The sequence below is a fragment of the Geobacillus sp. LYN3 genome, from assembly GCF_003064505.1.
Taxonomy (GTDB): Bacteria; Bacillota; Bacilli; order Bacillales; family Anoxybacillaceae; genus Parageobacillus_B; species Parageobacillus_B toebii.
Genome location: NZ_QCWL01000001.1, coordinates 1872357 through 1893701 on the forward strand (window position 1 = coordinate 1872357; position 21345 = coordinate 1893701).

The 21345-nt window shown below is 44.6% G+C and carries 15 protein-coding genes and 1 pseudogene; 14 read left to right on the forward strand and 2 right to left on the reverse strand.

The genetic code is table 11. The annotated features are described in order from the left end of the window. Positions 1–91: 91 nt before the first annotated feature. From DCC82_RS09735 to DCC82_RS09750, 4 genes are all read left to right on the forward strand, one after another. Positions 92–469: an NUDIX hydrolase gene (locus tag DCC82_RS09735; RefSeq protein WP_158268582.1), complete on the forward strand. Its 378-nt coding sequence runs from the start codon at positions 92–94 to the stop codon at positions 467–469. 255 nt (positions 470–724) lie between these two features. Next, positions 725–1222 (forward strand): hypothetical protein, encoded by a 498-nt coding sequence (locus DCC82_RS09740; protein ID WP_187252183.1) that lies wholly within the window; start codon positions 725–727, stop codon positions 1220–1222. 355 nt (positions 1223–1577) lie between these two features. Beyond that, positions 1578–1667, forward strand: coding sequence for a putative holin-like toxin (locus DCC82_RS18110; RefSeq protein ID WP_233252961.1), 90 nt, complete (start codon positions 1578–1580; stop codon positions 1665–1667). A gap of 450 nt (positions 1668–2117) precedes the next feature. Further along, a complete protein-coding gene (locus tag DCC82_RS09750; protein ID WP_015863856.1) occupies positions 2118–2843 on the forward strand; it encodes a tubby C-terminal domain-like protein in 726 nt (241 codons plus the stop codon). A gap of 37 nt (positions 2844–2880) precedes the next feature. On the opposite strand, the pseudogene DCC82_RS09755 reads toward DCC82_RS09750, so the two are convergent. Beyond that, a pseudogene (locus tag DCC82_RS09755) lies at positions 2881–3057 on the reverse strand (MBL fold metallo-hydrolase); the annotation flags it as partial. Positions 3058–3825: 768 nt separating this feature from the next. Between DCC82_RS09755 and DCC82_RS09760 the strand changes: the two are divergent. From DCC82_RS09760 to parC, 9 genes are all read left to right on the forward strand, one after another. Further along, positions 3826–5286 carry an NADH dehydrogenase subunit 5 gene (locus tag DCC82_RS09760; RefSeq protein WP_049757037.1) on the forward strand — a complete coding sequence of 487 codons (1461 nt, stop codon included), beginning with the start codon at positions 3826–3828 and terminating at the stop codon, positions 5284–5286. A gap of 3 nt (positions 5287–5289) precedes the next feature. Next, entirely contained in the window at positions 5290–7926 is a 2637-nt protein-coding gene (locus DCC82_RS09765) for a DUF2309 domain-containing protein (protein ID WP_108430337.1), read from the forward strand. Between the two features lie 280 nt (positions 7927–8206). After that, a complete protein-coding gene (locus DCC82_RS09770; RefSeq protein WP_015863859.1) occupies positions 8207–8509 on the forward strand; it encodes a phasin family protein in 303 nt (100 codons plus the stop codon). A gap of 53 nt (positions 8510–8562) precedes the next feature. After that, a complete protein-coding gene (locus DCC82_RS09775) occupies positions 8563–10236 on the forward strand; it encodes an ABC1 kinase family protein (RefSeq protein WP_062677806.1) in 1674 nt (557 codons plus the stop codon). 436 nt (positions 10237–10672) lie between these two features. Then, positions 10673–11470, forward strand: a complete 798-nt coding sequence (locus DCC82_RS09780; RefSeq protein ID WP_233252962.1) for a molybdopterin molybdotransferase MoeA — start codon at positions 10673–10675, stop codon at positions 11468–11470. 265 nt (positions 11471–11735) lie between these two features. Next, positions 11736–13796, forward strand: coding sequence for a thioredoxin domain-containing protein (locus DCC82_RS09785; RefSeq protein ID WP_108430338.1), 2061 nt, complete (start codon positions 11736–11738; stop codon positions 13794–13796). A gap of 78 nt (positions 13797–13874) precedes the next feature. Further along, complete coding sequence (locus DCC82_RS09790; RefSeq protein WP_015863861.1) at positions 13875–14294, forward strand: CoA-binding protein; 420 nt, start codon at positions 13875–13877, stop codon at positions 14292–14294. 141 nt (positions 14295–14435) lie between these two features. Further along, positions 14436–16412 (forward strand): DNA topoisomerase IV subunit B, encoded by a 1977-nt coding sequence (gene parE / locus DCC82_RS09795; protein WP_205423746.1) that lies wholly within the window; start codon positions 14436–14438, stop codon positions 16410–16412. Beyond that, complete coding sequence (gene parC / locus DCC82_RS09800) at positions 16412–18856, forward strand: DNA topoisomerase IV subunit A (protein ID WP_108430339.1); 2445 nt, start codon at positions 16412–16414, stop codon at positions 18854–18856. The genes parE and parC overlap by 1 nt, the downstream gene beginning before the upstream one ends. Positions 18857–18893: 37 nt before the next feature. On the opposite strand, the gene DCC82_RS09805 is transcribed toward parC, so the two are convergent. Beyond that, a complete protein-coding gene (locus DCC82_RS09805) occupies positions 18894–19598 on the reverse strand; it encodes a MerR family transcriptional regulator (protein ID WP_062677810.1) in 705 nt (234 codons plus the stop codon). 265 nt (positions 19599–19863) lie between these two features. On the opposite strand from DCC82_RS09805, the gene treP reads away from it, so the two are divergent. After that, positions 19864–21279, forward strand: a complete 1416-nt coding sequence (gene treP, locus DCC82_RS09810; RefSeq protein ID WP_097354485.1) for a PTS system trehalose-specific EIIBC component — start codon at positions 19864–19866, stop codon at positions 21277–21279. The last annotated feature ends 66 nt before the right edge of the window (positions 21280–21345 follow it).

The following is a 21345-nucleotide window of genomic DNA, read 5'->3' on the forward strand; positions in this document are numbered from 1 at the left end:
TCAACCAGCCGAACGCGGCAGCCAATTAGGCTAGCTGCAAGCCCACGGCTTTAGCCGTTGGGTAGTTGACCCAAAATAATGAATCATATTGGTGAAGCAGTATAGACATGGAGGAAAGGACTTTTTCATTGAGGTTCCTGCAGGGAAAGTAGATGAACAGGAAGATTTGGAATCAGCTGTGATGTGGGAATTGCTTGAAGAAACAGGGTATACATCGGATGCTGCTCCTTTGAAACTAGGAAGCTTTTACACCAATCCCGCTATTTCCACTAACACGATTACAACATATTTCATTAAGGAGTGCTATAAGGTCAGTGAACAAAAGCTGGATTTGACGGAAAATATCGAGTTATTCGTGCTTCCGATTGCAGAGTTCGAAAAGATGATCCAAGAAAACAAGATCAACCACTTGTTTACGGTGTTCGCCTATACTTTGTTTAAAAACTATATACATTTCAATAATCAATAACTGATTTGTCCCCCTGATTATTACCGAGCGGAAATGGTTTTTTATTTTGTCGGGGGATTATTGGGGAAAAAGGGTTAATGATGGAAGCGTCAAAAAGAGTCATTCCATTTGGTTTCGATAAAAAAACATTCATTTTACAACGATAAGGGGATCGAATTCATCACGATGACAAAAAACGTCTAATACGAGAACAAGGTGCTTCGTTTTCAAATGCTTTTTTATTTAGCATCGTCTGGAGGATTAGAAATGGAAGAAATGAAGCTATTTGTTAAAATCGCTATGCATCGAATGTATGACCATTATCTGCCTAAATTGCTTCATTCGATTCAGACATTGAATATGGAACAATTGTGGGAATGTAATGCGCCAGGTTTAAACTCTGTTGGCGGTGTCGTTTTGCATATTTGTGAACACGTGAAAAGGAATACGCTCAGCTATTTGCAGCGTAACATCAAGTTCGATCAAGGAATTGAAGAATATTTTCCTCAGTTAGATTTCACACCGGATGTGCTGTCTATCATCGTTCAGGAAACTTTTGATAAATGGAAACATCAGATTACAAATATGATCAACGAGAACAATTACACAGCCATCGATATGCATAGCCTCTTTCACTTGGTCGAACATACGAGCTACCATTTAGGACAAATTGTCGATAGGGCGAAGAGAATGACGGGAACTTCATTTCAGTTTTGCCAAAACGGATTAAATGAAAAAACGCTACGGTTGATTATCGAAAGAGAAAAGTTTTGATCAGTGTTTTTTTTTGTTATAAGATGTGCATAAGCAGCAAGAAACTTCTTGCCGCCTATGATTTTTAAACAGTTATGGTAAGCTCCATGGACAATCATGGCAGACGGCACGTCCTTTTCATCAATGCGAAAGGCTTGTAGCCAATCATGTTTCGTAAACTCTCCGTATAGCTTCAAATTACCTCTCCTTTATTCTAATGTTCTAATCATTTTTTCGCTTTTAGTGAAAGATTCCTATTTTTATTTTAACATACGAATATATATTCGTATTTTTGGGGATTTATGGTATAATAAACATGCACAGCTACATGCAGGGTGGGCAGTGGCTACTCCCTTAAAGAAGGGAGGTGCCGCTGATGATGACCGTTGCCGATGCGCTGACGTTAATGATTACGTTTGCATCGCTGATCGTAGCCGTCATCGCTGTATCCAAAGACAAAAAGTAACCCACCCTGCTCGGCCTAAGTGAGGGTAGGTTACTATCCGCTTTCCGGGCCACTGCACTTCTTGCAGTAAGCTGTGTATCGATGGGACATTGGTTGCCGCCAATGTCCTGTTTTTATCTTATGTTGTTTAACTTTATTATACGCATACAGTGGATGACATGACAAGAAAATTATCTTTGTATTATTGTTTTTTTCTGGTGATAAGAAAGCGGCTCGGTACGGAAAAAGAGACGTTTGATTAATTTTTGAGTTGCATCGCTGTTTATGACGCAACCGTGGTGCAAACGGTGCTGCAAAAAGCGGGGATAAGTTGTCCGAATTTTACAATGTCATTCCAACGATGGTACGCTATGATCGCAAAAACATAAACAGGATAAAACGAAGCAAATCCAATTGTAACTTTTTCCACTCCTCTTTCGTCTACTGCTATTTGGAGAGGAGAGAGAAATTTTGGGGAGATTATGGTTATTTTTCGTTGTTGCATCGATTGGGATGGCATTGCGTTTTTTGGTTTTAGGAAAATTTGAATGGGGACAGCTGCTTATTGTCTCGGGATTTCTAGCAGGGGTGCTATTGATTTGGGGAATCGAACGCTGGCAGGCTTGGCGTGATGCCTCTTATGAAGGGGCGGAAGACGAAGATGTTTGGCATACGCATATGGCGGAACGATTTTGGACTGGAAAAAAGCGCTTGTTTAAGGGAACGAAAAAGATGGGGGAGTTTTGGCGCTTCTTTCCGCTTCCATGGCAGCGCATTGTCAATAGTATTTTGTCCGATCAAAATCAGTGGTATTTAAATTTGTCTTTTGCATTTGCGGACGGAACTTCGGTACAAATCATAGAGCAGCGGGAAAAACTGTTTCGTGTGAATGATACGTGGCATATTGTGCAAAATGGAGCGGTTGTCGCAGTGGCGCGTACGGATTATTCATGGAAAAACAAGTTGAAGCTGCGCGAGCGCATGATCGTAGAGATACAGGGAAAAACGCTGTTTTTTCAGTCGCCGGAAATGGTTTCCCGCACGGAAGTCTGGTTAGATGGAAAAATGATCGCCGAAGGGAAACGTTCGCGGCTGTTGCGCTGGCGTTATACGTTTCGGGTGAACGAAGGCTATGAAGAATGGGAACGATTGCTTGTTGCGGCGTATGTGCTATTCAATTACGCGTATCACCAGTAAAAGTGGCGCCTCCCGCTGTTTACAGGAGGCGAATTCGTTATTGAACATATTTTCCATAATCCGGCATGGCGATTTGGTCAAACTCGCGCGCTAACTTCGCTAATCCTTCCCGCAGTTTTTCACCTGATACTGGCGCTCCATGTCCTGTAATAGCCGTTTCTGGCTGCAATGCCGCCAGTTTTCTTACCGATTCGCGGGCGGCGTTCCATCGAATGTCAATGATACTATTCCACTTCTTTTCGTCGACTATGCGGCAGGTGTGCTCAGCGAACGGCTGCTGAAGAGCTTTTTCGATGAATTAGCGGTGATGGCATCCGCTTTTGTTTTGATGTAAAAAAGATTCACCGAACATGGGACAATACTGAACCTCCCGATGGCTAAAGCCACGGGGTTCTTGTGTACTATAGAGCTTCTTCCATACCTTCGCATGGATACTGACTCTAATTCCACAAGACTTTCATGGGCAAACACCTCACTGGTGCTTATCGCCCTGTGCGCCCGATTCAAGACGTTGGATTTTTCTTCTCTATAAGAGTAGTATACCATCTTTGACTACGTCAAAGCAATCGGTTCATCCCATGTCTAAAGACGGGCTACACCCTGCATGGGCTTTCTCCGATTGTACTTGTAATATAAAGTAAATATGGTATTGACAAACTTTACGTTTCTGTATAGATTAAATAACATAATAATAAAATCTGAATGTTCCGCATTCGGTAGACTTTCAAACAGTCCGTTTAGAGCGGAGTGGTTGAAAGTAAACCGAAGAACAGTAATACGTGCATTTGGTAGATCTTCAAAAAGCCTTCATAGGCTCGTTGAAGATAAACCGGCTATGTGTACTCGATGCCATTCGTGTACCCTTTTGATGGAAAAGGGAAAACACGGTGGATAGAGGACGACATAGCCGGTTTTTTTGTTGCGGAAAAGAGAGAGGGGGATTCGGTTGGTTTGGTTCATCTTGTTATTCGCAACGGTTGGAATGGCTCTCATCAGTTCTTTATTGCTTCTAGATCGGCGCATGCCGCTATATTATGTGCAGGTGCATGTGGGAGTGATGGTGTTGCCGATTGCTGCGGCGTTAGCGGGGCTGATTTTCGCTGATCATCATGCCGCGGCCGGATTATGGCGTTCTGATATTCTCGCCTGGTTTATGGCGCTGTTTATTTTGACGCTCGGCTGGATGATAGCGCGTTTTTGCCTCCGTTATTTGCATGGCGACCGTGCGTATCGTAAGTATTTTTCCCTGCTTACTTTTACGGTCAGTGCCGCGGCGCTGACCTGGATGAACAATGATATTCGTTTGCTTGTTCTCTTTTGGGGCTTGCCGCTATTGGGGCTTGTGCAGCTGACACGATTAAAAAGGGAATGGCGTCCGGCACGAACAGCGGCGGTGCGTATGGCTATGGTATTTTCACTAAGCTGGCTTGCTTTGTTTGCTGCTGGTTTGTGGTTATGGAGTGCAACCGGACATTGGCAGCTGTCGCTTGCCTTGTCCTCAGAAAGCATCCGCCATCTCGAATGGTGGGAAAAAACAGGGGTGAATGTGCTACTTATATTGGCAGCGATTATTCCAGCCGGACAATGGCCATTTCAGCGCTGGCTGTTAGAGTCGGCGGTTACACCAACCCCGATTTCAGCAGTAATGCATGCTGGTTTGATCAATGCGGGCGGTCTTTTGTTGACAAGATTTTCTCCATTGTTTAGCGGTGATATATCGCAAATGTTGCTGCTGGTTCTCGCCTCCATTTCGGTGCTCATCGGCACAGGAATTAGTTTTGTTCAAGTCGACTATAAACGGCAATTAGTTGCCTCCACGATGGCGCAAATGGGATTGATGCTCATTCAATGCGCGTTAGGCGCTTATGTTGCGGCAGTCATTCATTTAGTGTTGCACGGTTTGTTTAAAGCGACATTATTTTTACAATCTGGTTCGGTCGTGCCGAATCCGAATAAAACCATCCATCGATCACGAAACTTGTCCAAAACATGGCTATTTACCGGAGCGGCAGCTGGTCTTGCCGTAGGAGTAATGTTTTGGCTTACGTCACCAGAAGAAAACGCAAAATTGTTAAGCGCCCTTATTCTTGGATGGTCGCTTGCGTTTGTCTGGGGGAGGATCGCCGTTTTCGAAAATGGACGAACGATCGGATTAATCGTATTGGCAGGATTAGCCTTAGCATCTGGAGCGGTGCACGTTAGTTTCATGAAGCTATTGCATACGTCGGTGCCGTTATTTAGGACATCTATCATCACAGAAATGGCAGCTGTCTTTATCTTAATCACTGGCGGATTGGCAGGCATATGGTTTTCCACACATCGTTCATCAGATTCATTTGTGCGATTGTATATGTGGCTCGTCCATATTGGCGAACCGCGTTCCGAGTCGGTGGAAAGCCATCCGCATTATCTTGCAGATTATTTAAAAAAGGAGAGGATTTAGGGGATGAATACGACAACCGTATCACTCGAACGTCCTAATGTGCATGAGCGACGGAGAGAAAATGTCGCAACAGATATAAATGTAAACGCGCTTGTCAAAAACGCCAGCAAGGCAATCGCCCCGCTTTGGCCGATCGCCGCGTTTGTCGCGCGTCATCCGTGGATGGGACTGGAACATCTTTCGTTTGAGCAAGTTGCGCACCGCTTCAAATTATTGCGAAATATTGACCTTTATCCAAGCATGTCCATGCTGCGTGCGGCGCAACGGAAAGGGGAACTGAATCCGGAGTTTTTGGAAATGCGGCTGCAACGCTGGCTTGATGAGCAGCCACTAATGATACCGCGTGAGGAAGCGGAACGTTTTTGCCGCGCTGCGCTTCAATGCGAAGAAATCCCTAACGAGGTGTTGACATCACCGCAATTAAAAAGTTTGACCGCGAAAGTGAAAGACATGCGATTACGATACGATTCCAACCATTTACTGACCCGGCCGCTAAGCCTTCTCCTTGAAGAGCAAGGCAAAGAGAAATGGGCGCGTATGCTTGACCATCAAATGATCAAATGGTGCAAATTATTTTTAGATGAATCGCAAGCTTTATGGGCAATGCCATATCGAGAAAAAGGATTTTACTACGCATGGCGGAAGCTTGTGATCAACGATCCATCATTAAACAAACAGCAGCGCGAACGATTGAAAGATTTGCCGCATGATCCTGAAGAAGCATTGCGACAAGCGTTGATGTTGCTCGGAATACCGCATGGAGAGATGAAAGGCTACTTGGAAGCGCATCTTCTTTCTTTGCCTGGCTGGGCAGGGATGTTGTTGTGGCGCTCGCAGCAATCGGGCCAAGCGCATTTGTTGCTTGTTGATTATTTAGCGATCCGCCTTTCGCTTGAATGGGCATTGATCGCGCCGCATTTACCATTTGCGAAACAAAAAGATGACGATGAAGCGTTTCTTCTTCCGCTTCTTGCGGCTTGGATGCATTGGGGGGGATGGACGCCGGAAAAATGGCTGCAATTGCCGCAAGCGGAGCAGCAAGCGCGTTTATCGCTTGCTTATCGCTTTGACAAAATCGTTCGCGGCAAACTTTGGCTGGAAGCATGGGAAGATACGCAAGAGGCGCAACTAAAGAAGAGGATTGCATCCCATTCCCAAAACAACGAGCCAAAGCAAGCGGTCGCGCAGCTTATCTTTTGTATGGATGTTCGTTCTGAGCCTTTCCGTCGTCATTTAGAGCAGGCAGGACCATTTGAAACATACGGGTGCGCTGGGTTTTTCGGTCTTCCCATCAAAACGCGTGAACTAGACAGCAGCCATGCACACGCTTCTTGCCCGGTGATTGTAAAGCCGCAGCATGAAGTTCGCGAATATGCATCAGCAGCAAACGTAAAGGAATACCGCAAACGGCGAAACGTGCTGCTTTCGGTCAGACATACGTTTAAAAAAATGAAACAACATCTGCTTGCAAGCATGTTGCTTCCAGAAGTGAGCGGACCGTGGCTCGGTTTGCATACACTCGCCCGAAGTATAGCGCCAAGCGGAGCGGGCCGCTTCTTCCGCCACGTTCAAGAAACATTAGAACATAAGCCGATGACGGAACTTTCATTGCACCGTGATGATTCCTTGAAAACAACGGATCTGCCAGTAGGGTTTTCTGCGGAAGAAAAAGTGAGATATGTTAGTAATCTACTAAAAGGGATGGGATTGACGTCTCGATTTGCGCCGCTTGTTGTTGTCTGCGGACATGAAAGCACAACAACGAACAATCCTTATGCCTCTTCGCTTGATTGCGGGGCATGCGGCGGGGCGGCTGGAGGATTTAACGCACGTGTGTTTGCTGCGCTTTGCAACCTTAACGAAGTGCGGGAAGGTCTTGCCAAACAGGGCATCGTTATTCCAAAAGATACTGTTTTTGTTGCTGCTGAGCATATGACAACGGTCGATGAACTTCGCTGGCTTTATGTGCCACCGCTTTCGGAAGCAGCACAAAAAGCGTTCGATATGCTGCAAGGCAAGCTAGAAGAAGTGAGCCGCAATGCGAATAACGAGCGATTGTCGAAGCTGCCGGGCTTAGAGGGCAAGAAGAAAGATCCGCTTGCCGAAGCACATCGCCGTGCGGAAGACTGGAGCGAAATCCGTCCGGAATGGGGGCTTGCCGGCAACGCGGCGTTGATCATTGGCCGCCGCGAGTTAACAAAGCATTGTAATTTAGAAGGGAGAGTATTTCTTCATAGCTATGACTGGCGCAAAGATCCATCCGGCGAGGCGCTCGCCAACATCATCACCGGGCCGGTGACAGTGGCGCAATGGATTAATTTGCAATATTACGCATCGACTGTCGCCCCGCATTATTACGGAAGCGGAAACAAAACGACGCAAACGGTCACGGCTGGGATCGGCGTCATGCAAGGAAACGCAAGCGATTTGCTCGCCGGGCTTCCGTGGCAGTCGGTCATGGCGTCTGACGAAGAAATATTCCATTCTCCGCTTCGGTTGCTCGTCATTATCGAAGCACCACAGCAAAATATCGAGCGTTTGTTCGAAGACGATCCTCATTTCCGCAGAAAAGTGAAAAACGGCTGGCTTCGCCTTGTTTCTATCGACCCGGACAGTGGTGAGTGGAAAGCTTGGAGATGATGGATTTGTTGATGAAGGCACTGACTTTGCAAAAAAGTCGGTGCTTTTTTATATAAATAGGTGCGTTTTTCTTATTGAAACAGAAGACAAATATTGATTCATAAAAAGACAGTCTAAAAGGAAAATTAACAAAAAAGACATCTTGGGAGGAAATCTATAAAAAGAGGGGAAATGTTTTATTGGTCAATGGGAGGGGCGCTTTCACGGAGAATAGGAGCGCTCGACACAACGTTGTGAAAGTGATATCATGATGTAAAAACTTAAAGGAGGCTGCAAGCATATGAGCATTCTTAAAAAAGGACTGGCGTTTGGACTCGGATTGGCGTTAGCGAGCAAGGAGCAAGTGGAAAAATTAATTGATGAGTTGGTGAAAAAAGGAGAATTGTCGCTTGAAGAATCGAAGGATATTATTGAACAGTGGAAGCAGCAAACAGACGAAAGAAAAGCAGAATTGCAGCGCATCGTGCGCGAACAGATCAAACAAGTGATCGATAAATTCGATTTGGTGACGAAAGACGAACTGCAACAATTAGAACAACGAATCCGCCGCTTAGAAGAAAAATTAGAAGAAAAAGAAGATTAGTAATCGAACAGGGGTCCCACGGGGGCCCATGTCCATTAAGGGGGCTGGACGGATTGATTGGAAAAAGAATGCGCCATATAAGCCGTTATCGCGATATCGCTGTTGCATTGCTCCGCCATGGCTTTGAAATGGTGGTTGAGGAAATCGGCTTTTCCCAGTTTCTTTCCCTTCCGCAACGGCTGCGTGTAGGCAAAAAGAAGGATGAAAAAACGATTGGCGAGCGCATCCGCCTTGTGCTCGAGGAACTAGGCCCGACCTTCGTGAAATTAGGTCAGCTGGCTAGCACGCGCCCCGATTTAATTCCAGAACACATTATTCGTGAACTGGAAAAATTGCAAGATCAAGTCCCGCCTTTTTCGTTTGCCGATGTTCGCCGCATTATCGAGGAGGAGTTGGGGGAAGAGCTGGACCATATTTTTCGTTCTTTTGAGGAAGTTCCGCTTGCCGCTGCCTCGATCGGGCAAGTTCATCGAGCGGTCCTTCATTCCGGTGAAAGGGTAGCGGTGAAAATTCAGCGGCCGCATATCGCATCGGTCATAGAAACAGATTTGGAAATTCTTCAAGATTTGACCGCTCTTGCGGAACGCCGCTTGGAGTGGGCGGAGCAATATCAGATACGTGATATATTGGACGAGCTATCGAAATCGCTTCGTCTAGAGCTCGATTACACCGTAGAGGCGCGCAATGCCGAGAAATTTTCCAAACAGTTTCAAAGCGATCCAACTATTTATGTGCCAAAAGTGTTTTGGGACTATTCAACAAAAAAAGTACTGACGATGGAATATGTAGAAGGTATCAAACTCGGGGAACTTGAGCGGCTGAAACAACACGGCTATAACTTAAAAATTCTAGCGGAGCGGCTGGCGAAGGGAATGTTCCAGCAAATTTTTATGGAAGGCTTTTTTCATGGAGATCCCCATCCGGGAAATGTGTTAGCTTTGTCGGGAGACGTGATTGCGTTCATTGATTTCGGCATGGTAGGGAGAATCACTCCAGAAATGAAATATCATTTATCTTCCTTAATTATCGCTTTGATGCGCCAAAGCACCGATGGAGTCATGAAAACGATCGGAGATATGGGCTTGGTGCCGGATGAGGTAAATGTAAGCCAGCTGCGTGAAGATATCGAGCAATTGAGAGAAAAATATTATCATATTCCGTTGAGCAAAGTCAGTCTCGGCGAGGCGGTTCAGGATTTGCTTCATGTTGCATTTCGCCACTCGATCCGCATCCCAAGCGATTTAACGTTGTTAGGGAAGGCGCTATTGACGGTGGAAGGGATCGTGGAAAAATTGGATCCCGACTTTAGTATTATCGACTTTGCCGAACCGTTTGGCCGCCAGCTGCTAAAGGAGCGGATGCGGCCGAAAAATGTGGCGGAAATGGCATGGAAACGCTTTTCCGATTATGGGGAACTGCTTGTGGATTTGCCGAAAAATATAAAAGAATTAACGAGACTGATGAATCAAGGGAAAGTACGCCTGGAGATCGGCATCCCTGACCTGGATTTTCTATTGAGAAAATTAGACCAAATCAGTAATCGTTTATCGTTTAGCATTGTTTTGCTTTCCTTCAGCATCATTATGGTTGGCATTATTATCGGCTCGTCGATGGGAAGACAATCGACATTATTGTGGAAAATTCCGGCGATCGAGATTGGCTTTTGCGTCGCTACCTTAATGTTTTGCTGGCTTTTATATTCGATTTTTAGATCGGGAAGATTTTAAAAGGATATTTCCTTCTTTTTTTTTGGTACCAGTACTATATGTTTCGCTTTCAAATGTGATTATGTACTTCCCCCCTGTCAATCATCTATTTATGGATGACTGTTCCATCAATGATGCCAACTTCTGCTTTTTATAGCGATTTTTAATATATGTATAAGATCTTTTACGAATTTCGTTGTAATTTTGTAACACATTTGTCAAACTGTCAAAGAATTTATGATCGTTTTTTTGTTATAGTATTGGTAAGTTTCTCGTTCAATAGATTTGTTTTTGTCACTTCGGAAAGTAGCTAGTTTTTTGTACAGTTTTTATGTTACTCATGTTAATAATGTTTAATTTTGTGAATTCATGAACATGATATCACCTCAGATCATGCTCTAATAAATTCTTAAGGGAGACGAAACCGGATGAAAACGTCATTCCCATTGGGCTAGAAATGGCAAAAGGTACGTTGATCCTCGAAAAAGGACGCAAGATCAATCCAGGGGAAGCCGCCCTCCTTGCTGCTTTCGGTTATGATACAGTCACTGTTTCACGACGGCCGACAGTTGCTATTTTTGCCACAGGTTCGGAACTGCTTGACGTCAGCGAGCCGCTCGAGCCTGGTAAAATTCGCAACAGCAACAGCTACATGGTCGCCGCCCAGGTGTTAAATGCCGGTGGAATTCCTGTTCTCCTCGAGAAGGTGCCAGATGATGTTGGATTGGCTAAATCAATGATTCTCGATGCAATGGAAAAAGTCGATCTCGTCATTACAACCGGTGGGGCTTCCGTTGGGGATTACGACATTTTGGTCGACATTTTTGAACAGTGGGACGGTAAAATGTTGTTTAACAAAGTGGCCATGCGTCCTGGCAGCCCAACGACTGTCGGAGTTTGGCGGGATAAATTTTTGTTCGCACTTTCCGGAAACCCTGGAGCGTGTTTCGTCGGGTTTGAGCTGTTCGTTCGTCCAGTTATTTGGGGGATGCAAGGAAAACCTGATATTTATCTCCCTTCGTTTTCAGCGTTTCTCGCCGAGGACTACAAAAAAAAGGATTCATTTTATCGCATCGTACGCGGAAAAAGCGAAGTAAAAGATGGGAAGATTTACGTCCGATCGGCTGGAATCGACCAGTCGAACGTCTTGTCGTCTATTCGGGATACGGATTGCCTGATTGTCATTCCCCGAGACCGGAACGTGATGAATGCGGGCGAGATGGTAAAGGTGTTACGATTAAATGTGCCGGAATGAACTTTCCGATGATATAAGGTTAAGGATTGTGAAATATTATACTAGACGCGGCTGTCGTAATCGAAGCCGCTATACCGCCCCGTCCCAATGACACTTACATTTTCTCATACTCCGCGTGATGGAGTAGCCCAAATTCGGAGCGTATAACTTTTTTGAATTGAATATCGTTAGAAGACACTGACGAAGGAAGTTGGTGTCTTTCTTCTTTTTAGGGTATATTAGTTATAATGATAAATATTTTTTTCCAAAGAAAAGTGGTGGTCTCATGAAAACAAATCAGAAACCCAATAGATTAATCGCTGAAAAGTCTCCATATTTACTCCAACACGCTTATAATCCCGTCAATTGGTATCCGTGGGGGGAGGAGGCGTTTGCGAAAGCAAAAAAAGAAAACAAGCCGATCTTTTTATCGATTGGCTATTCAACTTGCCACTGGTGCCATGTAATGGCGCATGAGAGCTTTGAAGATGAAGAAGTTGCCGCGATCTTAAACGAAAAATACATATCCATTAAAGTGGATCGCGAGGAACGTCCGGATATTGATTCCATTTATATGCGCGTCTGCCAAATGCTAACGGGGCATGGCGGCTGGCCGCTTAGCGTGTTTTTGACGCCGGAGGGGAAGCCGTTTTACGCGGGAACGTATTTTCCAAAACACAGCCGGTACGGCCGTCCTGGTTTTATTGACGTATTGACACAGCTATATGACAAATATAAGGAAAATCCAAGTGAAATTACGAGGGTTGCCGAACAAATAACAAAAGAGCTCGAACAGTCCGCGCACGCTTCGGGAACGGAGCGGCTGTCTCTCGAGTCGATCGAAAAGGCATATCGGCAGCTTTCGAATAGTTTTGATGCAGTATATGGAGGTTTTGGCGGTGCGCCAAAATTTCCAATTCCGCACATGCTCATGTTTTTAATGCGTTATTATCAATGGAAGCGGGATGAGCGCGCGCTGATGATGGTGGAAAAAACGTTAAACGGCATGGCCAACGGCGGCATTTATGACCATATCGGCTACGGGTTTGTCCGCTATTCGACCGATGCGATGTGGCTTGTGCCGCACTTTGAGAAAATGTTGTATGATAACGCGCTTTTAGTCATCGCATATACGGAAGCGTATCAATTAACGAAAAATGAACGATATAAGGAAATTGCGGAACAAATCATTGAATTTGTCAAGCGGGAAATGACTTCTGATGACGGTGCTTTCTATTCAGCAATTGACGCCGATTCGGAAGGGGTGGAAGGAAAATATTACGTATGGACACCCGATGAAGTGATGAACGTGCTCGGCACTGAACTTGGCGAATTGTATTGTGATGTGTATGATATTACTGAAGAAGGAAATTTTGAAGGAAAAAACGTGCCAAATCTCATTCATACGAGAATGGACCGCATCGCAAGACGATATCGTCTGACGGAAGAAGAGCTCTGCGAAAAACTCAAAGAAGCGAGACAGAAGCTGTTTGCCGAGCGTTCGCTGCGTGTTTATCCGCATGTGGATGATAAAATATTAACAGCTTGGAATGCGTTAATGATTGCCGCGCTGGCGAAAGCGGCAAAAGTATATGAACGCCGCGACTATTTACAGATGGCAAAGCAGGCGCTTTCATTTATCCAAACCAATCTTTTTCAAGACGGTCGGCTGATGGTGCGCTATCGCGATGGGGAAGCGAAGCATCTTGGCATTATCGACGACTATGCTTATCTTATTTGGGCGTATATCGAAATGTATGAGGCGACGCTGGAGTTGTCATATTTACAAAAAGCGAAAACATGTACGGAGCAAATGATCGACTTGTTTTGGGATAAAGAGTACGGCGCGTTTTTTATGACCGGAAGCGACGCGGAGGCGCTTATCGTTCGGGAAAAAGAAATTTACGATGGTGCGTTGCCATCGGGAAATAGTGTTGCCGCGGTGCAACTGATTCGTCTAGCAAAGCTGACAGGTGATTTTGCGCTATTGGAAAAAGCAGAAACGATGTATAAAGTCTTCCAGCGTCAAGTCGAAACGTACGAAAGCGGTCATACGTTTTTCTTGCAAGGATTGTCGCTTCTTGAGGCTCAAACCGTCGAAGTTGTTTTGTTTGGAAAACAAGGTGACGAAAAACGAGAGTATTTGATTCAGCAATGGCAGCACACATTTGCGCCGGACGTTTTTCTGTTGGCGGCGGAACACCCGGCCGATGTGGCAGACATCGCTCCGTTTGCGGCAGAGTATGAACCGCTTGGGGAGGAAACGACCGTGTACGTGTGCGAAAATTTTGCCTGCCAACAACCGACGACGGATGTGGAATCCGTTGCCGAGCAGTTGTTTGAATGATCTTTTTGTAACCGCTAGCAGGATTCTGTTTATTCATGAAGAAATAGTACGACAAAGATTAAACAAAGGAGAGTGCTTATGCCAATTACAAATCCAAGTCGAGAAGAAATCCGAGAAATTTTGCAAAAAGCAAAACGCATCGCCGTTGTTGGATTATCAAACAATCCGGAACGGGAGTCATACATGGTGGCGAAAGCGATGAAAGATGCCGGCTATGAAATTATTCCCGTCAACCCGATGATCGAGGAATGGGAAGGCATTAAAGCAGTAAAGAAATTAACCGATATTGACGGGCATGTCGATATTGTCAATGTATTTCGCCGTTCCGAGCATTTACCGGAAATCGCCCGCGAATTTGTGCAAATTGATGCCGATGTATTTTGGGCGCAGCTTGGCGTCGTCAATGAAGAAGCTTATGAATTTTTAAAAGAAAAAGGATATACGGTCGTGATGGATCGCTGCATTAAAGTAGAACACGCGCTAACGAAACAACATTAAACGGAATCGACCATCTTTTTAGATGGTCATTTCCATTTTTAGAGGGAATTTTGTCGGAAACGGTAAAATAAGCGTAGACGCTGACGAATTTTATGTTACAATAAAACAGAAACAAATGTTCTTGTTTTTGTTGAAAGGGGAATGCATGTGACAAAACAATCCGTATATGAATATAACGATGATGCGATTCAAGTATTAGAAGGACTCGAAGCGGTGCGGAGGCGGCCGGGAATGTATATTGGCAGCACCGACAGCCGCGGTCTGCATCATCTTGTCTATGAAATTGTCGACAATTCCGTTGATGAAGCGTTAGCGGGGTACGGAAATTATATTCTCGTAAAAATACATAAAGATAACAGCATTACCGTACTTGACGAAGGGCGAGGCATGCCGACGGGAATGCATAAGCTTGGCAAGCCGACGCCGGAAGTGATTTTAACGGTTTTACATGCTGGCGGCAAATTCGGGCAAGGCGGGTATAAGACGAGCGGCGGCTTGCACGGAGTCGGTGCATCGGTCGTCAACGCTTTGTCGGAATGGCTTGTGGTGACGATCCATCGTGACGGTTTTATCTATCAACAACGTTTCGAACACGGAGGAAAACCGGTTACAACACTAGAAAAAATCGGGACAACCAACAAAACAGGTACAATCATTCAATTTAAGCCAGATCCGACCATTTTCAGCACGACAACGTTTAACTACGAAACGTTAAGCGAACGTTTGCGCGAATCTGCGTTTTTGTTAAAAGGGCTAAAGATCGAGCTCATTGATGAGCGGACCGGCATGCGCGATGTGTTTTATTATGAAAACGGGATTGAGGCGTTTGTTGAATATTTAAATGAAGACAAAGATGTTCTCCATCCTGTCGTTTATTTTGAAGGGGAGCAAAACGGCATTGAAGTCGAATTTGCTTTCCAATTTAACGACGGCTATTCGGAAAACGTGCTTTCGTTCGTGAACAACGTGCGCACCAAAGACGGCGGTACGCATGAAGCGGGCGCAAAAACGGCGATGACGCGCGTGTTTAATGAATATGCGCGTAAGATGGGGCTGTTAAAAGAAAAAGATAAAAACTTGGAAGGATCGGATATTCGCGAAGGGTTGTCCGCCATCATATCGGTAAGAATTCCGGAACACCTGTTGCAGTTTGAAGGGCAGACGAAAGGAAAACTAGGAACAAGCGAAGCCCGTTCAGCCGTTGATGCGGTCGTATCGGAACATTTAACATACTTTTTGCAAGAAAACCCTGATATTAGCACGATGCTGATCAAAAAAGCCATTCGGGCATATCAAGCGCGGGAAGCGGCTCGAAAAGCGCGCGAGGAAGCGAGAAGCGGGAAGAAGCGAAAAGGAAAGGAAACGGTATTAAGCGGAAAATTGACGCCGGCGCAATCGCGCAATCCGAAGAAAAACGAATTATATTTAGTCGAAGGGGATTCGGCAGGCGGTTCGGCGAAACAAGGGCGCGACCGCCGTTTTCAGGCGGTATTGCCGCTGCGCGGAAAAGTGATTAACACAGAAAAAGCGAAGCTTGCCGACATTTTGAAAAACGAAGAAATCAATACGATTATCCACGCGATCGGCGGGGGAGTCGGACCGGATTTTTCGCTTGATGACATTAACTATGACAAAGTGATTATTATGACGGACGCGGACACGGACGGCGCGCACATTCAAGTGTTGCTTTTAACGTTTTTTTATCGGTACATGCGGCCGCTCATCGAAGCGGGAAAAGTATATATTGCCCTGCCGCCGCTATATAAAATTAGCAAAGGTACAGGAAAAAAAGAAATCATCGAATACGCGTGGACGGATGAACAATTAAAAGAAATCGTGAAAAAGTTCGGCAAAGGTTATACCATACAGCGCTATAAAGGGCTTGGCGAAATGAACGCCGATCAATTATGGGAAACGACCATGAATCCAGAAACACGCACGCTTATTCGCGTGCGGATTGAAGATGCGGCCCGGGCGGAGCGCCGCGTAACAACATTGATGGGCGATAAAGTCGAACCGCGCAGAAAATGGATTGAAGCAAACGTCGCATTCGGATTAGAAGACGACCCAAATATTTTAGACAATGAGCATGTATTTGTTGCAGGAGGGGATTATTGATGGCAGAAAGGTTGCTAGATTTGGCGCTTGAGGATGTGCTTGGCGACCGCTTTGGCCGCTATAGTAAATATATTATTCAAGAGCGCGCGCTTCCCGATGTTCGGGATGGGTTAAAGCCGGTGCAGCGCCGCATTTTATATGCGATGTACATCGATGGAAATACGGCGGACAAACCGTTTCGCAAAGCGGCAAAAACGGTCGGGAACGTCATCGGAAATTTTCATCCGCACGGAGATTCGTCCGTCTATGATGCGATGGTGCGGATGAGCCAAGATTGGAAGCTGCGCAATGTATTAATTGAAATGCATGGAAATAACGGAAGCATTGACGGCGATCCGCCGGCAGCGATGCGGTATACCGAAGCGCGCTTGTCGGCGATTGCCTCGGAATTGCTACGTGATATTGAAAAACAGACCGTCGATTTTGTCCCGAACTTTGATGATACGACGAAAGAACCGGTCGTGCTGCCGGCGATGTTTCCGAATTTATTAGTCAACGGCTCTACCGGCATTTCGGCGGGATATGCAACCGAAATTCCACCGCACCATTTAGGTGAAGTGATTGATGCGGTGATTATGCGCATCGACAAGCCGAACTGCACCGTTGATGAGCTGATGACGGTGCTGCATGGCCCTGATTTCCCAACCGGCGGCATTATTCAAGGGAAAGACGGCATTAAAAAAGCGTATGAAACGGGAAAAGGAAAAATTATTATTCGCGGAAAAGCGGTGATTGAACAAGCAAAAGGCGGGAAAAAGCAAATTATCATCACGGAGCTTCCGTATGAAGTAAATAAAGCGAATCTTGTTAAAAAAATAGATGAGCTTCGTTTCGATAAAAAGCTAGACGGCATTTCCGATGTTCGCGATGAAACGGACCGCACCGGACTACGCATTGTGATTGAACTAAAAAAAGATGCCGATGCGGAGGGAATTTTAAATTATTTATATAAAAATACCGATTTGCAAGTACCGTACAATTTTAATATGGTCGCCATTCATAAACGTCATCCGAAACTGCTAAGCCTTCCAGAACTGTTGGACGCATACATTGAGCATCGAAAAGAGGTCGTGACGAACCGCTCGCAATATGAGTTGAAAAAAGCGCATGAGCGCCAGCATATTGTCGAAGGCTTAATGAAAGCTTTATCGATTTTAGATGAAGTGATCGCGACCATTCGTGCTTCCCGTGATAAGCGCGACGCCAAAGACAACTTAATGGCGAAATATGAGTTCACCGAAGCACAAGCGGAAGCGATTGTATCGCTGCAACTATATCGATTAACGAACACAGATATTACCGCATTAAAACAAGAAGCGGAACAGTTGGAAAAAACGATTCAAGAACTGACCGCTATTTTAAATGATGAAAAGAAATTGCTTGCGGTGATTAAAAAAGAATTAAAAGCGATGAAGAAGCAATATGCCGATGAACGAAGAACGGTAATTGAAGATGAAATTGAAGAAATTAAAATTAATTTGGAAGTGATGATTCCAGCAGAAGACGTGATTGTCACGGTGACGAAAGAAGGATATGTGAAACGAACGAGCTACCGTTCATACAGTGCTTCGAACGGTCAGGACTTCGGCATGAAAGAATCTGACCGGCTGCTTTCGCAAATGGAAATGAACACGACCGATGTGTTGTTGTTGTTTACTCGCCAAGGAAATTACTTGTACTGTCCTGTTTATGAACTGCCAGATATTCGTTGGAAAGATGTCGGTCAGCATATTTCCAATTTGATCCCGCTCGATCGGAATGATGAAATTATTGCCGCTGTTCCTGTCAAACAGTTTGATGACTCATTAAGCCTTATTTTTGTCACCAAACGAGGCATGGTGAAACGAACGGAGCTGGCGCAATATAAAGTCCAGCGGTATACGCGCCCGCTTGTCGCGATGAATGTAAAAGAAGATGATGAAGTCATACACGTCTATGTGACGGATGGACAACAAAGCCTATTGCTTGTAACGAATCAAGGATACGGATTATGGTTTGATGAAGCGGAAATAAGCACGGTTGGCGTGCGCGCTGCTGGTGTGAAAGGAATTAATTTAAAAGAAGGAGATTATGTTGTTTCCGCTCATCCAATCGGGAAAGAAGAACACATGTATTTAGTGATCGCGACACAACGGGGAGCCGTGAAAAAAATGCCGTTAAGTGAATTTGAAAAAACATCGCGCGCTAAACGTGGAGTTGTCATGCTTCGTGAGTTAAAAACAAATCCGCACCGCATCGTCGCTTCTATTTTAACGGAAGGGGATGATGATGTATTGTTTATTCGCACCGAGACGGGCGTAACCGAGACGGTTTCCACCGCTTCGCTGCGCACTGCAGATCGTTACAGCAATGGTTCCTTTATCATCGATAGTGATGAAGCGGGGGCCATCATGGATATATGGAAACAACCATCTAACATGTTAGGAAAAGAGGAGATGGAATAAGTCAAAAAACAACTCGGCAAATATGCCGAGTTTTGTTTTACCAAAATTTCCACCACTTATTCGAACGCTTCGTGTCAGTGTTAGCCGCTGCTTGGCGGAAGGAAACAACGAGCTCGCGAAACGCTTTTTCGCGCTCTATGATTTGTTCTTCATAGAGCTTTCGTTCTTGTTCCCGCTTCGCTTTTTCTTCCTGTAAAAATGTAACGACATTTTCAAGATGCTCATGAATTTCTTCCGTTTCTTGCTGCAATGTTTTTGTATATTGCGTTAGTGAGTCATGGATTTCTTGTTTGGTAGATACGGAGTTTTCACGAATTTCGTCCACGTATAACTTCATTTCTTTCATTGCTTGCTCTAACACTTCCGTCGTTTCTTTTTTGAGCTCGCCAACGATTTCCTCTTTCATTGTCCTCGCCACTTGTTCGGCTATGTAATAAGTATCATGGCGTAAAGGGCGCGGAATATCAATCACCTCTCCTTCCATTACCGTTGTTTCCAATCCAACGTTTTGTTTCTGTTGTTCTGCCTGTAAATATTGAATGATCTCTTGTTTCGTTTTTTCCTCAGCAAACCATTGTTTAATTTTTGCAAATTGCTCCAGTAATGCATCATTATAAATGCGTGCCCCCTGTTTTGTCCGCGGAATTGTAATGTATTGTGCAAACTCTTTTTCCCATTCTTTTAAGATTCGCGGAGCGACTTTCACTTTTTTTGCCGCTTCCTTTAGTGTGTATGATTTCATCTTGTTTTGTTCATCCTTTCTCTATCAAAATCGCTATATATTTATTTCCAAATCAATCATTTATTTTCCTGCTAATTTACAAAATATTACAAAAGAAGTGATAGTTAGAGAAAAAGTAACAAAAAATGTCGAAAATAAATGTTGACGAACTTGTATATACAGGTTAGAATAAAATCGACTTGTATATACAAGTTTTTTGAAAGCGATTCCTGAAAACGGTTAAATGAATTTCGTTTTTTAGAAAAAAGATCGGGGAGGTTTCCTTATGGGGGGATATGAACAATCGGTTGCTAAAATTGTCGAAGCAATTGGTGGAAAAGAAAATATTGTTGCCGCCACCCATTGTGTCACGCGTTTGCGTTTTGCGTTGAAAGATGAGGGGAAAGTCGATAAAGAGGCATTAGAAAGCATTGATATTGTAAAAGGTTCATTTTCTGCGAACGGTCAATTTCAAGTAGTTATCGGACAAGGGCTTGTCGATAAAGTATATAACGAAATGGTGGAAATGACCGGCATTGGAAGAGCGACAAAACAAGAGATTAAAGATGCGGCAGAAGCGAAGTTAAATCCGCTGCAACGCGCCATTAAAACATTAGCAGATATTTTTATCCCGATTTTGCCGGCGATTGTGACAGCTGGTTTGTTGATGGGGATTAACAACATCTTAACAGGTCCGGGTATTTTTTATGAAGGCAAATCGTTTGTCGAAGTGCACAAAGAATGGGCAGATCTTGCTAGCATGATTAACCTTATTGCAAATACGGCGTTCGTCTTCTTGCCTGGCTTAATCGGATGGTCGGCAGTGACAAAGTTTGGCGGAAGCCCGCTTTTGGGAATTGTCCTCGGTTTGATGCTTGTCCATCCTGATTTGTTAAATGCATGGGGATGGGGAGCAGCGAAAGAAAAAGGGGAAATTCCTATTTGGAATTTATTCGGATTTGAAGTGCAAAAAGTCGGATATCAAGGCCAAGTGCTGCCGGTGCTTGTAGCGTCTTATGTACTTGCGAAAATCGAGCAATTTTTACGTAAACGTATACCGGATGCATTTCAATTGTTGCTTGTTGCACCGCTTGCGTTATTAATTACGGGCTTTTTAGCATTTATTGCAATTGGACCGATTACGTTTGCGATCGGAAATGCGATTACAAATGTATTTGTCAGCATTTTTGATAACGTTCCAGCGATTGGCGGCTTTTTGTATGGGGCATTATACGCACCGCTCGTTGTTACGGGAATGCATCATACGTTTTTACCGGTCGATTTGCAGTTGATTGCAAGCACAGGTGGTACGTTCTTATGGCCGATCCTTGTCATGTCAAACGTTGCCCAAGGTTCTGCGGCATTAGCAATGATGTTTGCTGCAAAGGATGAAAAGTTAAAAGGTCTTTCTTTCACTTCCGCAGTATCTGCTTATCTTGGCATTACCGAACCGGCGATGTTTGGGGTAAACTTGCGTTTCCGTTATCCGTTCATTTCGGCGATGACGGGTGCGGCGATTGCCGGAATGTTTATTACACTAAATAAAGTCATCGCTCCATCGATTGGCGTTGGCGGTTTGCCAGGGTTTTTATCGATCGTACCGCAAAAGTGGGCACCATTCTTTATCGGAATGGCAATCGCCATTATCGTACCGTTTGCCTTAACGTTTGTATTCAGCAAGTTCCGCAAAGAGAATCGCTAACGAAAATGTGAATTTAACTTATAAAACTATGTTCTAAATAATCAATTCAACGTACCATTGGTGAAC

What these genes read in the sequence shown, in the direction of transcription:
- DCC82_RS09740 (WP_187252183.1), top strand. Translation starts at nt 725, where the DNA reads ATGAAGCTATTTGTTAAAATCGCTATGCATCGAATGTATGACCATTAT.
- DCC82_RS18110 (WP_233252961.1), top strand. Translation starts at nt 1,578, where the DNA reads ATGATGACCGTTGCCGATGCGCTGACGTTAATGATTACGTTTGCATCG.
- DCC82_RS09760 (WP_049757037.1), top strand. Translation starts at nt 3,826, where the DNA reads ATGGCTCTCATCAGTTCTTTATTGCTTCTAGATCGGCGCATGCCGCTA.
- DCC82_RS09765 (WP_108430337.1), top strand. Translation starts at nt 5,290, where the DNA reads ATGAATACGACAACCGTATCACTCGAACGTCCTAATGTGCATGAGCGA.
- DCC82_RS09770 (WP_015863859.1), top strand. Translation starts at nt 8,207, where the DNA reads ATGAGCATTCTTAAAAAAGGACTGGCGTTTGGACTCGGATTGGCGTTA.
- DCC82_RS09780 (WP_233252962.1), top strand. Translation starts at nt 10,673, where the DNA reads ATGGCAAAAGGTACGTTGATCCTCGAAAAAGGACGCAAGATCAATCCA.
- DCC82_RS09785 (WP_108430338.1), top strand. Translation starts at nt 11,736, where the DNA reads ATGAAAACAAATCAGAAACCCAATAGATTAATCGCTGAAAAGTCTCCA.
- DCC82_RS09790 (WP_015863861.1), top strand. Translation starts at nt 13,875, where the DNA reads ATGCCAATTACAAATCCAAGTCGAGAAGAAATCCGAGAAATTTTGCAA.
- parE (WP_205423746.1), top strand. Translation starts at nt 14,436, where the DNA reads ATGCATGTGACAAAACAATCCGTATATGAATATAACGATGATGCGATT.
- parC (WP_108430339.1), top strand. Translation starts at nt 16,412, where the DNA reads ATGGCAGAAAGGTTGCTAGATTTGGCGCTTGAGGATGTGCTTGGCGAC.
- DCC82_RS09805 (WP_062677810.1), bottom strand. Translation starts at nt 19,598, where the DNA reads ATGAAATCATACACACTAAAGGAAGCGGCAAAAAAAGTGAAAGTCGCT.
- treP (WP_097354485.1), top strand. Translation starts at nt 19,864, where the DNA reads ATGGGGGGATATGAACAATCGGTTGCTAAAATTGTCGAAGCAATTGGT.